Genomic DNA, 12,320 nt, shown 5'->3' with positions numbered 1-12,320 from the left:
CCGAGTTCGTTTGTCTAACCCTGCTCGCCTCGATGCCGCAGCTGGTTGAAGCGCACCGCTCCCGTTCGATGGAGTGTGCGTTGAGACCGTTCCTGCTTGCGACCCTGATGATCTCGACCGCGGCGACTGCGCAGCCGCACCCGCCCGGCCAGCCGCCGCGCACGGACCTCAGCCGGCATGACGACGAGTTCTCGGGTGCGGCGCTGGACGCGAAATGGACGCGCTTCGACCAGCGTTACGGCTGGCCGGACAAGCTGAAGCGCTTGGATGTCGGCGCCACGGTGCCGGGCGCGCTGCACCTTCAGCCTTATCACGGCGCATGGGTGCGCGACCTGAACGCGCCCTTCCTGTTCCAGACGATCGACGGCGATTTCGATGTTCGGGCGCGGGTGCGGGTCAGAGGCGCCAGTGGCGCGATTCCCGGCGGCACCTGGTCGCTGGGCGGCCTGATGGCGCGAACGCCAAACGGCCTCGATGCTGCCAGTTGGGAGCCGCGGCGTGAGAATTGGCATTTCGTCACCACCGGCGCCGGCCTGGAGCGCGGTGTGCCGGTGACGGAGACCAAGGGCACGTACAACAGCTTTTCCTCGCTGAAGCTGCGGCCGTTCCGCTCCGGTTGGGTCGAGCTTCGGCTGGTGCGGGTCGGCATGACCCTATTCGCCCTGGCCCGGGAGGAAGGCGGCGCCTGGCGCGTGCGCGACCGCTTCTATCGTATGGAGCCTAACCCGGTGATGCAGGTCGGCCTGATCGCCTACACCACCAGCGACGCCGTCCCGCCGCAGCGCGAGGACCCGGTGCGGGAGAACAAAACGGTGCTCGCCGACGCTCCGGTCGATATGCTGATGGACGTGGACTGGATCCGTTTCCGGCGGCCCGCTCCGGCGATCGACTGGAAGTGGCAGACCCAAGTCCGCGAACATCCACTCGCCGATCCCAATCTCAGCGAGGCAGAAATCCTGGCTGCACTAGGAAGTTGAGCTTGCCGGGCCAAGCGGGTCGGGCTCGCATCAGCGAAGGGGTTAACATTTCCGTGCACGCCCGACCTCTCCGTGGGCGCGGACGCAACTTTATTACCTGGTTTGAAGATGCAGCGCAATGAAACAACGGCGCGGAAGATCAAGCACTTAGTCGACGTCCTATTTTGGGACGCGGGCAAGTTAGACTTTGACAATCCTGGTTAACAGGCATGAACTGTCGCCTGGCTCATTTCGAGTCGGTTTGCGGGGCAGGGGGTTACCGTCCATCAGTGGCGCTGTCCCCGCATAGGGGTAAGGGGAACATCAACATGATCGTCAGAAGCATTGCCTCGCTGGCAGTGGTCGCGTCCGTGCTCGCGGGCACGGCGGCGCTTGCCCAGGATACCAAGTCGGCGCGGCTCACCGCCCGACTGCCGCGCGCCATTGTCGATCCGGGCGCGCCGGGCGTCGATCCTGCCGTTGTGACGCAGGGCCAAGGCTTTTTCGCGCCGAGCCCGACGGTGTTCGGCAATCAGCCGCATTCCGACAAGCGTGTGCTCAAATCGTTCAACGCGCTCGGCGATTACGACACGCGCCTGCTCGGCCGCGCACTCGTGCCGCCCGACACGATGGGCGCCGTCGGCACCACCCAATTCGTGCAGCTGATCAATGGCGCCTTCGGCGTGTTCGACAAGAACACCGGCAATCTGCTCGGCGGCACCAGCGATGTCGGCTTCTGGCAGCAGGTGGGCCAGGCCGGAACCGGCGGCGACCCTCGCATCCTGTTCAACCACCAGAACCAGCGCTGGATCGCGATCGGGTTCGGCGCGCAGAACAAGGATATCAACATTGCGGTGTCCGACACCGCCGACGCGCTGGGCAACTGGAAGTCGACCAAGTTCGAAGGGCTGGCGGAGTTTGCGCCCGGCTTCGCGACGATCGCAGACTATCCGACGCTCGCAATGGACAATAACGCGATCTATATTGGCACCAACAACTTCCGCCAGGAAGTCGCTGGGGGGCCGACTGGTTATCGCGGCACCAGCCTGTTCGTGTTGGACAAGGATAATATCTTTGACGCGGCTGGCCCGAGCCTCACGAACATGCAGGTGTTCAACACGCCCTTCGTTTCAGGCGGCGTGAACGACACCACGCGCGGTTTCGCGATTCAGGGCGTCAACTCGAACGAAGCAACCGATGGAAAGGGGCACATTGTCGCCGCGTCCGCGTTCGTGAACGGCGTGCTGGCCTATGACATCCTGAACGCCGGCACTGGTGCTGCGACGCAATCCGCGTCTCAGCTCATCTACACCGACTATACCGGCAACGCGCCGGCTCGTCAGCCGGGCCGGCCGGGCCTGACTCCGCTCCGCAACATCGACACGCTCGACGACCGGATCGGCAGCAATGCCTGGGAAGTGAACGGCAAGACCTATTTCACCCACACCATCACGATCCCGGGTACCGACCGGACCACCGTGCGGGTGACGGTGATGGACTCGAACACCAAGGACGTCATTCAGACGCTCGACCTGGGTGAGGCCGGTTACGATTATTACCAGGCGGCGTTGGCGGTCACCAACGGTACAGCGGTGGTGGCCTATAACCGCTCCGGCTATGACGCGACGGACGGCAAGATCCGCATCTATGCGCAGACCTTGGGCATGCTCAGTGACGGCCGCCTCTACCTCTACGGCGACGCCATTCTGGCCAAGGAAAGCCACACCGCCGGCTATCTGAACGGCAATCCGGAAGCGACCGGCGTGCCCAACGGCCGCCAGCGCTGGGGCGACTATGCCGCCGTGACGCTCGACCCCACCGACGACCACACCTTCTGGGTCATCGGCGAATATGCCGCTGATCCCTATGAGGTGACGCGGCCCGGCTATCCGGCCGCGTCCGGCTTCTCGCGCTGGGGCCAATATGTCGTGGCGGTCGATGCCTCGGTTCCGGAACCTGCGACTTGGGCGATGATGATCGCAGGCTTCGGCATGGTCGGTTTTGCCGCCCGCCGCAGCCAGCGCGTCACCGTTCGCGTGACGATGGCCTGACCAGGTGCGGCCGCGCATACTCGAGGGCGGCCGCAGCTTGTTTGCAACCGGAAGGGCGTGGCGTTTCGGCGCCGCGCCCTTTCTGCTTGGATTGACCGCAATGACCCTTGCGCCAGCCACTCTGTCCGTCGGCGACTGGGGCGGCGAGCAGGTTATGCTGACCGTCGGTGCCGACAAGGCCGTGCTGCGCCTCGGCTGTGCGGAGGGCGAGTTTGCGATGCCCGTCGCGCTCGGCCGTGACGGCCGCTTCTCCCAGGCGGGAACGTACATGGCTCATGGCGGCGGCCCATCCACCGCTTCCGATCGGCCCGCGCGCGTGCGCTATGAAGGGACGCTGAGTGGAAGCCAGCTGACGCTGACTGTCCGAAACGGGAAATCGGTGGACAGCTATCAGCTCGCCCATGGCGTGCAGTCCAAGGTCATTCGCTGCCTTTAGCGGAAGGATCTTCCGACGCTGAGCTCCAAATTCTTGCCCCGCGCGTCAGCGTCCGCGGCGCTTGCGGTGGCTTTCCAGGTCCAACACGGCATTCTCGCCATCTTCGGGCAGCAGGCCGAGGCGGCGGGCGACTTCCTGATAAGCTTCGACTTCGCCGCCAAGATCGCGGCGGAAGCGGTCCTTGTCGAGCTTTTCGCCTGACTCCATGTCCCAAAGGCGGCAGCCGTCGGGGCTGATCTCGTCGGCGAGGATCACACGGGCATAGTCATTGTCCCAGATGCGGCCGAATTCGAGCTTGAAGTCGACCAGGCGGATGCCGATGCCGGCGAACAGGCCGCACATGAAGTCGTTAACCCGGATTGCCATGTCGGTGATGTCGTGCATCTCCTCCTGGCTGGCCCAGCCGAAACAGGCGATATGCTCTTCACTGATCAGCGGATCGCCGAGCGCATCGTCCTTGTAGTAATATTCGACGATCGTCCGGGGGAGCTGGGTGCCTTCCTCAATGCCGAGCCGCTTGGACAAAGTGCCGGCGGCGACGTTGCGCACCACCACTTCGATCGGGATGATCTCGACCTGACGGATCAGCTGCTCGCGCATGTTCAGGCGGCGGATGAAGTGGGTCGGCACACCGATGGTGCCGAGCAGGGTGAAGATATGCTCGGAGATGCGGTTGTTGAGCACGCCCTTGCCACTGATCGTGCCCTTTTTCTGAGCATTGAAGGCGGTCGCGTCGTCCTTGAAATACTGGATCAGCGTGCCCGGCTCGGGGCCTTCGTACAGAATCTTGGCCTTGCCTTCGTAAATCTGGCGGCGGCGGGCCATGGCATGCTCCTCGGGCCTAGGCCCAGACTTGAAAAGAATGCGCCCCGGAAGCGCGGAAAAGGGCGCGGCCGAGGCGGGGGCGCCCTCTTAACGCAACGCCGGAGAGGGTGCAATCGAGCCGCTCAGATCACCCGCTCGCCGATCACGTTGCCGGACACCATGTAGCGGCAGACCAGAATGTCGTCGGCGCTGGTGCTGGCGATGCCGCAGCCGATGCGGGTCGTCTGGCGCCAGATCAGCTGGGTATAGTGGCCGACCGCCTGCAGGTCGCCGCTGCGCGATACGGCAGGAAAGACGCCGGGCTTGAAGTCCGCCTTCTCGTCAATCCAATAGCCGACCATTTCCTCGGGCGAATAGGCGCCCTTGGTGCCGGTCCAGAGATTCTCTCCGGCCGTGGCGCCGTCGAATGGATTGGCCGGCGAATGCTCGAACTTGCCGGTGCGGGCGAGATGGTCGGCCCAAGCCTGGGCCTGGGCGGCGAGCCGGTCGTCCCATTGGAGCGGGCGGACACCGAGCGTGGTGCGCTCGCGATTGTGGCTGGCGAGGATGCGCTCGGCGAAGGCGGAGTCGCGGTCGATGCCGCCCGTCATGAGCGGCATCGCGGCTGCCAGCGCCGCGGCCATAATCCCCTTCCATCCCCGCACGTTGGTCAAGATGCCCCGCAGATCCTTGCTACAGCCTTACAGTTCGGCTGCGTAACATCTCGGCTCATGCCCATCAGTGCTTCAGGTCACCGCTTCGCCGATGACGTTGCCGCCTTCGGAATAGCGGCAGACGAGGATGTCTTCCTTTTGGGAGCGCGCGAGCGCGCAGCCGACCTTGCGCGTGCTGCGCCAGATCAGCTGGGTGTAATGACCGACCTTCTCGAGATCGCCGGAGCGCGACACGGCGGGGAAGATGCCGGGCCTGTAGTCGTGCTTTTCATCGACCCAGTATCCGACCATCTCTTCGGGCGCCCAGGCGCCGGGCGTGCCGGCCCAGAGATTCTCGCCCTGAACATCGGGATCGGACGGGTCGGCCGGTGAATGTTCGAAGCTGTTGGTGCGGGCCAGCGCATCGGCCCAGATCGCGGCATCGGCGGCAAGTGCCTTGTCCCAAGCGAGCGCGGGTACGCCGACGCGGAGGCGCTCACGGTTATGCGCGGCGAGCAGCCGCTGCTCCAGACCGGCAGTGCGGTCGACCGCTCCGGTCATCAGCGGAGCTGATGCGGCGACGGCCGCCGCCCAGAGAATCCGGAGCGATTTCATCGCTCTCCACTCTGCGCGGCAGCCGGTAAAATGCCGCCTGATCGTTACGGTTAAAGCGTGGTGAACCCTTTGCCGCATTGCCCTTCAACTGCCCTGTTCCCTTTGGACCAGGGCGCGTCGTAGAGGCGGGCCGTGAGGCGATCGAAGGCGTAAGCGACCGATTTGACCAGCCGGGCGATATCGTTGCCGAGCTGTCCACGAAAGGCCTGATAGATGCGATCATCATGTTCGTCGCGCATTTTGCTGCTCCTGTCTGCGGGGGCTGAGGTGCAGCCTCTTGATGATCGTTGCGGGAACGGAATGCCAACAAAGCGTTGGACGCAGGGCATAAGGCTGGCATATCAGGAGAGCTGATGCGCAGACTGCCTCCCCTTGCCGCCGTCCGGGTGTTCGAAGCCGCTGCACGGCATCAGAATTTCACCAGCGCCGCGCAGGAACTGGGCATGACCCAGGCGGCGGTCAGCTATCAGATCAAGCTGCTGGAAGAGCGGCTGGGCGTCAGCCTGTTCGTGCGGGAGCGCGGGCGCGTGGCGCTGAGCGAAACGGGGCGGCGGATCGGCCCGCTGGTCGCCAAGGCGTTCGACGATCTCGACGGCGCCTTCGATGTCGCGCGGTCCAGCAACGAGTCGGTGCTGACGGTGAGCTGCTCGACGACTTTCGGGCCCAACTGGTTGGCGCCGCGGATCGGCGCGTTCCAGATCAGGGTGCCCGATGTAGCGGTGCGGCTGCACACGTCCAACAGCCTGGTCGATTTCGCGCGCGACGATGTTGATGTCGCGGTCCGGGGCGGCCGAGGCGGCTGGCCGGGACTGTGCGCACATTTCCTGATGCGCATGCCGCTGATGGTCTTCGCCAGCCCTGCTTTTCTGGAGGAGCATCCCTCCATCCGCACGCTCGAAGGGGTGATGCGGCACGCGCGGATCAGCCCGGACGACAGCTGGTGGGAAGTCTGGCGCAAGCAGATCGGCGGCACGCCTTCGCCGGAGGCGCCGCGGGGGATACGGCTCGACACCCAGATCGCCGAGGGTCAGGCCGCGATGGCGGGGCTCGGCATTGCGCTTCTGAACCCGATGCTGTGGAGGACGGAGATTGCGGCCGGGCGGCTGGTGCCCGTGCTCGACGACGTCGCCTATGACCCAAGCGATTTCTGGCTGGTCTATCCTGAGCATCGCCGACAGGTCCGTAAGGTGAGGATGTTCCGCGACTGGATGCTGGAGACGATCGCCGCGGAAGCGAAACTGGGGCCGACCGAATATTTCCGCCAACCGGTTGGCGCTGGCGCATAGGCCCGACTATCAGAAGCGCGATGCGCGCCAGCGATGCTCCGGGACCTTCGATCACGCGCCGGCGGCTGCTGGTCACCGGCGGGCTGGGCGTGGGGCTCGTCGTCGTCTGGAGCCTGTGGCCGCGCGACTATCCGGTCAATCTCGTCGCCGGGCGCGGCGAGCACATCAATGGTCCTTACCTGAAGATTGCCGAGGATGGCCGCGTGATCGTCGCGGTGCCGCAGGTGGAGACCGGGCAAGGCGCGTTTACCACCCTGCCGCAGATCATAGCGGACGAACTGGGCGCGGATTGGCGGACGGTCGCCGTCGAGGCAGCGCCGATCAATCCGCTTTATGCCAATCGGCTGTTCCTGCAGGAGCTCTCCCAGGGCGTAGCTCCGTCGTTCGCTTCGTTCGCGGACACGCTGGCGACGCGGTCCGCGGCGATGGTGACGGCGGGCTCCACCACCGTGCGAATGTACGAGCAGCCGATGCGCGAAGCGGCGGCCGCGGCGCGCGTGCGGCTTTGCAAGGTGGCGGCACGGCGTTGGGAGGTGGACTGGCAGGAGTGCGAGGCAGAGGGGGGCTTTGTCGTTCATTCGGGCAAGAGGCTGCGCTTCGCCGATCTCGCCGCAGATGCGGTGGAAGAGGATGCGCCCGAGCCGCTGCCACTCCGCATGGGCAAGCTGACCGGCCAGTCGCTGCCGCGCCTCGACACGCCGGCCAAGCTCGATGGCTCGGTCGATTTCGCCGCCGACGTGCGGCTGCCGAACATGGTCTATGCGGCGATGCGCCAGGGTCCGGTCGGCGTGCACCGCTATGTCGGTGGCGACGTCAAGGCTGCGGAGCGGGTGCGGGGCGTGCTGCAACTGGTCAGCACGCGCGAATGGGTCGCGGCGGTCGCCACCACCAGCTGGGCGGCGGAACGGGCTCTCGACGCGCTCCGCCCGCGTTTCGAGACACGCGATCCGCTGCTCGACGACGCATCGATCGCGAAGGCGCTGAGGGACGCGCTGGACGGCGATGGCTTCCGGATCGTGGACCGAGGCGATCTTGCCGCCAGTTTCCGCGACGCGACGGTGATCACCGCGGAGTATCAGGTCGAGGCGGCGGCCCATGCAGCGCTGGAGCCGGTCACCGCCACGGCGTCGTGGAGCGACGGCGCGCTGTCGCTCTGGCTGTCGACAATCGCGCCGGAAGCGGCGCGGCAGGTGGTCGCGCGGTCGCTGGACCTCGATCCCTCTAAGATCGTCATCCACCCGATGCAGGTCGGTGGCGGCTTTGGCCGGGGCATGAGCAGCGAAGCGGCGGTGCAGGCAGGGCATCTCAGCCGCGAGCTGAAGCGCCCCGTGCAGCTTTTCTGGAGCCGTGCCGAAGCGATCTTGCAGGGGCGCTTCCGGCCGCCGGCAAGGGCACAGATGACCGGACGGGTGAGTGGCGGCCGCGTGGCCGGGTTGCTCGCCAAGGTCGCGGCGCCTGCCTACGGCGCGGCGGTGGCGCGAACGCTGCTGCCGAACGAAGCGGTGGCGCGCTCGCTGATCGGCGAGGCGGATGGCTTCGCCGTAGCGGGGGCGGAAACTCCCTATGGCATCGCCAATCTCGCGGTCGATCATCATTTGGCCGACCCGAAGCTTCCGATCGGCTATTGGCGCTCAGCCGCGCATAGCTACACCTGCTTCTTCACCGAAAGCTTCGTCGACGAACTGGCGCGAGCGGCGGGCACCGAGCCTTTCTCCTTCCGCATGGCGATGCTGGGCCAGCAGCCGCGGCTGGCGCGATGCCTGTCGACCGTCGCCGCGCTGGGCGGCTGGCAGGGTGGCGAGGCGGGGACGGGGCAGGGGATTGCCGTTCATGCCGCGCACGGCAGCTTCATCGCCGTGCTTGTCGAGGCGCGGACCGAGAGCGGACGGGTGAGGTGCGACCGGCTGGTCGCGGTCGCCGATGTCGGGCGGATGATCCATCCCGACATCGTACGCCAGCAGATGGAGGGCGGGCTGATCTTCGGCCTTGCCGCGGCGATCGGCTGCGCGCCGGGGTTCGAGAGCGGGCTGACGCGGGCGCGGCGACTGGCCGACCTGAACCTGCCGCGGCTCGCCGACACACCCGAGATCAGCGTCGAGCTGTTGCCGAGCAATGAAGAGCCGGGCGGCGCGAGTGAGCTGGCGGTGCCGCCGGTCGGGCCTGCGCTTGCGAACGCGCTGTTTGCGGCGACGGGGCGGCGGTTTCGGCGGCTTCCGATAAGGTCGAACGCCTAAACACCGTTCGGCCTGAGCTTGTCGAAGGCCTGCTTTTCTTGCTTAGGGGACAAAGGAGACAGGGCTTCGACAGGCTCAGCCCGGACGGAGTGTGTTGATGAGGCCCGCAGACCACCCGCACATTCCCATGCCCAAGATCGGCGTTCTGCTGATCAACCTGGGCACGCCCGACGCGCCGACGGCACCCGCCGTGCGGCGCTACTTGGCCGAGTTCCTGTCGGACCGACGCGTGGTCGAGATTCCGCCGATTGCGTGGCAGCCGATCCTGCGCGGCATCGTGCTCAACACGCGCCCGAAGAAATCGGCTCACGCCTATGGTCTTGTTTGGACCGAGCACGGCTCCCCGCTCGCGCGCTACACAAAGGCAAAGGCGGAGAAGCTTGCCGGAGCCTTTGGGAGGGACGTCGTGGTGGATTGGGCGATGCGCTACGGTTCGCCTTCGATTGCGGATCGGCTTGGTGCGATGAAGGCGGCCGGATGCGAGCGCATTCTGCTCGCGCCCATGTATCCGCAATATTGCGCAGCCACGACGGCGACGGCCAACGACAAGGCGTTCGAGCTGCTGTCGCGCATGCGCTGGCAGCCGGCGATTCGTACGCTGCCGCCTTACCACGACGATCCCGCCTATATCGATGCGCTCAAGGCCTCGATCGAACAGCAGTTGGCGGCGCTGCCATTCGAGCCGCAGCTGATCCTGGCGAGCTTTCACGGCATGCCGCAGCGGACGCTGGAGCTGGGCGATCCCTATCACTGCCACTGCCAGAAGACGGCGCGGCTGTTGCAGGAAGCGCTCGACCGGCCGCTGGAGATCAGCTTCCAGTCGCGCTTCGGTCGCGCCAAATGGCTGGAGCCGGCGACGGATAAGGTGCTGGAGGCGCTGCCCGGCCGAGGCGTGGAGCGGGTGGCCGTGGTGGCGCCGGGCTTCAGCGTCGATTGCCTGGAGACGCTCGAGGAGCTGGCGATCCGGGGCCGGGAAAGCTTCCTGGGTGCGGGCGGCAAGGACTTCGCCTATCTCGAATGCCTCAATGACAGCGATGAAGGCATGACGCTGCTGCGCACCTTACTTGCGCGTGAACTTGCGGGCTGGGTGCCGCCTTCGTAGGGAAGCTTCAAACCCATCAGAGGGAGAGGAAGCGAATGGCACGAGTAGCGATCGTCACGGGCGGCACGCGGGGCATCGGCGAAGCGATCAGCCTGGCACTCAGGGACGCCGGCATGACCGTGGCAGCCAATTACGCAGGCAATGACGAGCGCGCGCGCGAGTTCACCGAGCGCACCGGCATCAAGGCCTATAAATGGGACGTGGCCGACCTCGAAGCGTGCCTCGCGGGCGTCCAGCAGGTGGAGGCTGAGCTCGGACCCGTCGACGTGCTCGTCAACAATGCCGGCATTACCCGCGACGGTACGATGAAGCGGATGAATCGCCAGGCCTGGGACGAAGTGATCGACACCAATCTGGGCGGCTGCTTCAACATGGCCAAGGCCGTGTGGGACGGGATGAACGCGCGCAAATATGGGCGCGTCGTCAATATTGGCTCGATCAACGGTCAAGCCGGTCAGTACGGCCAGGTGAATTACGCCGCGGCCAAGTCGGGCATTCACGGCTTCACCAAGGCGCTCGCGCAGGAAGGCGCGCGCGCCGGAATTACAGTGAACGCGATCGCACCGGGCTATATCGACACGGACATGGTCGCCGCCGTGCCGCCGGACGTGCTGGAGAAGATCGTCGCCAAAATCCCGGTCGGCCGGCTCGGCAAGGCGGAAGAGATTGCCCGCGGCGTTGCCTTCCTGTGTGCCGAGGATGCCGGCTTCGTCACCGGCTCGACGCTCAGCATCAACGGCGGGCAACATATGTACTGACGGCGCGAGGCGTGCCGGTGCGAAGCACGCGCCGGCACGGCCGGCGGGCCGGCCCGAGCCGAGCCCGGCCGACGGTTTTGCCGTCCGCAGCATATCTCTCGCTCGTCATTCCCGCGAACGCGGGAACCTAGAAGGGAAGTGAAGAGGCTGGGTCCCCGCTTACGCGGGGATGACGAGCGGAGGTGGTCAGAAGTGTGGCGTCAGTCCACGACCACCCGATCGCCCGCAGCAAGGCGGCCGCGAACCAGCGCCACTTCGGCGGTGCCGTCCGAACGCAGCGCCGTTACGCGGACCTTGGCCGCCTTGCTCCAGCGGAAAAAGGGTGCGCGGCCCGGCGCGCCCGGCGCAGGCTCCAGCCGCTGCACCGCAAGCGTTTCGCCGACTGCGACAGCGCGCGACGGCCGCACCAGCGCACCGTCACCGCGCGTTTCGATGACCTGCCCTGTGGCGGCCGCGAAGAGCATCAATGCCGAAATCATGATCTGCTCCCGAACTTTAGATGGGCGGGAGATAGCGCTGTCATCTGCTCCGGCAACATGCTGGCTGCCGCAGCAACATTTTCTTACATTCGCCCGGTGAGCACGCCATTCCACTCTCCGGTCAAGCGATCGATCACCATAGCCGGGCACCCGACCTCGATCAGTCTTGAGCCCATCTTCTGGTCGGCGCTTGAACAAGCGGCGCGGGGAGCGAAGCTGCCCTTGTCAGCGCTGGTCGCGCAGATCGATGCGGAGCGGATTGCGCTCACTGCGCCCCCCAATCTTGCCAGCGCCATCCGGGTCTGGCTGTTCGCGCAGGCTCTAAGTCATTCATCGGCCACTCAGTTGGAACCGGTATAAGCACCCGATCTTTCTTGCGGGGATGGAGTGTTTGGCATGAACAAGCTTGTACTGGTCGCAGCCTTGGGCGCGACTTTGGCGGGCAGCGGCGCTGCCTCTGCGCAACTGGTGGATCCCGCGCTGTCGCGCGACATAGGCCGCGCCGTCGGCGAAGCGGCGGTGGCTGCCGAGCGTGCGGCAGCCGACGCCGCGGTGTCGGCGCGCGAGGCCTGGCGGGCTGCCCGCGAAGGCTATGCACGCAGCGGCGGGCGTTTCGCCGATCGCGCCGCGCCCGCGCCGGTCTTTGCCGGATCGGAAGATGGCGCCGTCGACGCCTGCGCCCAGGCCGCCGAGCGCGAGGGCTATGACCGCGGCTTCCGCGCCGTGGTGCGCGACATCAACGGTGTCGAGCGCACCTCTGGCGGGTGGAACGTCGACGGCGTGGTCGATGCGCGCCGCGGCTGGCGCGACCGCCCGGAAAGCTGGAGCTTCCGCTGCTCCGTCCGCGACGGCCGCGTGGTCGATGTCGATCTGGGAGACGCGCTCGCACGCAGGTGAGTTGCTTCGCTCAACACGAACGGGGTTGATGATAGCCGGTCAGGCTTTA

14 protein-coding genes are annotated in these 12,320 nt (G+C 66.1%); 9 read left to right on the top strand and 5 right to left on the bottom strand.

The features are described from left to right. The first annotated feature begins 80 nt into the window (after nt 1-80). From VGT77_RS09820 to VGT77_RS09810, 3 genes are all read left to right on the top strand, one after another. The gene (locus VGT77_RS09820) at nt 81-977 is read left to right on the top strand and encodes a hypothetical protein (protein ID WP_327462032.1); all 897 of its coding nucleotides are present in this window, start codon (nt 81-83) and stop codon (nt 975-977) included. A 308-nt stretch (nt 978-1,285) separates the two neighbouring features. Further along, nucleotides 1,286-3,007 carry a PEPxxWA-CTERM sorting domain-containing protein gene (locus tag VGT77_RS09815; RefSeq protein ID WP_327462030.1) on the top strand — a complete coding sequence of 574 codons (1,722 nt, stop codon included), beginning with the start codon at nt 1,286-1,288 and terminating at the stop codon, nt 3,005-3,007. Nucleotides 3,008-3,098: 91 nt separating this feature from the next. Then, nucleotides 3,099-3,443 carry a hypothetical protein gene (locus VGT77_RS09810; RefSeq protein WP_327462028.1) on the top strand — a complete coding sequence of 115 codons (345 nt, stop codon included), beginning with the start codon at nt 3,099-3,101 and terminating at the stop codon, nt 3,441-3,443. A gap of 45 nt (nt 3,444-3,488) precedes the next feature. Here the strand turns inward: VGT77_RS09810 and purC are convergent, their stop codons facing one another. The 4 genes from purC to VGT77_RS09790 form a co-directional block, all read right to left on the bottom strand. After that, entirely contained in the window at nt 3,489-4,268 is a 780-nt protein-coding gene (gene purC, locus VGT77_RS09805) for a phosphoribosylaminoimidazolesuccinocarboxamide synthase (RefSeq protein WP_327462026.1), read from the bottom strand. Nucleotides 4,269-4,390: 122 nt separating this feature from the next. Continuing rightward, on the bottom strand, nt 4,391-4,891 hold the full coding sequence (locus tag VGT77_RS09800) for a CAP family protein (RefSeq protein ID WP_327462024.1): 501 nt from the start codon (nt 4,889-4,891) through the stop codon (nt 4,391-4,393). A 102-nt stretch (nt 4,892-4,993) separates the two neighbouring features. After that, complete coding sequence (locus VGT77_RS09795) at nt 4,994-5,515, bottom strand: CAP domain-containing protein (RefSeq protein ID WP_327462022.1); 522 nt, start codon at nt 5,513-5,515, stop codon at nt 4,994-4,996. A gap of 50 nt (nt 5,516-5,565) precedes the next feature. Next, entirely contained in the window at nt 5,566-5,754 is a 189-nt protein-coding gene (locus VGT77_RS09790) for a hypothetical protein (protein WP_327462020.1), read from the bottom strand. A 114-nt stretch (nt 5,755-5,868) separates the two neighbouring features. On the opposite strand from VGT77_RS09790, the gene VGT77_RS09785 reads away from it, so the two are divergent. The 4 genes from VGT77_RS09785 to phbB all read left to right on the top strand — a co-directional run bounded on the left by VGT77_RS09785 (nt 5,869) and on the right by phbB (nt 10,895). After that, entirely contained in the window at nt 5,869-6,801 is a 933-nt protein-coding gene (locus VGT77_RS09785) for a LysR substrate-binding domain-containing protein (protein WP_327462018.1), read from the top strand. Nucleotides 6,802-6,821: 20 nt separating this feature from the next. Continuing rightward, complete coding sequence (locus VGT77_RS09780) at nt 6,822-9,035, top strand: xanthine dehydrogenase family protein molybdopterin-binding subunit (RefSeq protein ID WP_327462016.1); 2,214 nt, start codon at nt 6,822-6,824, stop codon at nt 9,033-9,035. A 97-nt stretch (nt 9,036-9,132) separates the two neighbouring features. Further along, complete coding sequence (gene hemH / locus VGT77_RS09775; protein ID WP_327462014.1) at nt 9,133-10,137, top strand: ferrochelatase; 1,005 nt, start codon at nt 9,133-9,135, stop codon at nt 10,135-10,137. Between the two features lie 35 nt (nt 10,138-10,172). Then, nucleotides 10,173-10,895, top strand: coding sequence for an acetoacetyl-CoA reductase (phbB, locus tag VGT77_RS09770; RefSeq protein ID WP_327462011.1), 723 nt, complete (start codon nt 10,173-10,175; stop codon nt 10,893-10,895). A gap of 200 nt (nt 10,896-11,095) precedes the next feature. On the opposite strand, the gene VGT77_RS09765 is transcribed toward phbB, so the two are convergent. Further along, a complete protein-coding gene (locus VGT77_RS09765) occupies nt 11,096-11,374 on the bottom strand; it encodes a hypothetical protein (RefSeq protein ID WP_327462009.1) in 279 nt (92 codons plus the stop codon). A gap of 57 nt (nt 11,375-11,431) precedes the next feature. Here VGT77_RS09765 and VGT77_RS09760 point away from each other — a divergent pair, with 57 nt between their 5' ends. Together VGT77_RS09760 and VGT77_RS09755 are read left to right on the top strand one after the other, a co-directional pair. Continuing rightward, nucleotides 11,432-11,734, top strand: a complete 303-nt coding sequence (locus VGT77_RS09760; protein WP_327462007.1) for a ribbon-helix-helix domain-containing protein — start codon at nt 11,432-11,434, stop codon at nt 11,732-11,734. 36 nt (nt 11,735-11,770) lie between these two features. Continuing rightward, nucleotides 11,771-12,271 (top strand): hypothetical protein, encoded by a 501-nt coding sequence (locus tag VGT77_RS09755; RefSeq protein WP_327462005.1) that lies wholly within the window; start codon nt 11,771-11,773, stop codon nt 12,269-12,271. The last annotated feature ends 49 nt before the right edge of the window (nt 12,272-12,320 follow it).

The organism is Sphingomonas sp. (assembly GCF_035944535.1).
Classification (GTDB): domain Bacteria; phylum Pseudomonadota; class Alphaproteobacteria; order Sphingomonadales; family Sphingomonadaceae; genus Sphingomonas_B.
The sequence above is the reverse complement of the archived record's forward strand: the minus strand, read 5'-3'. Positions and strand labels throughout refer to the sequence as shown.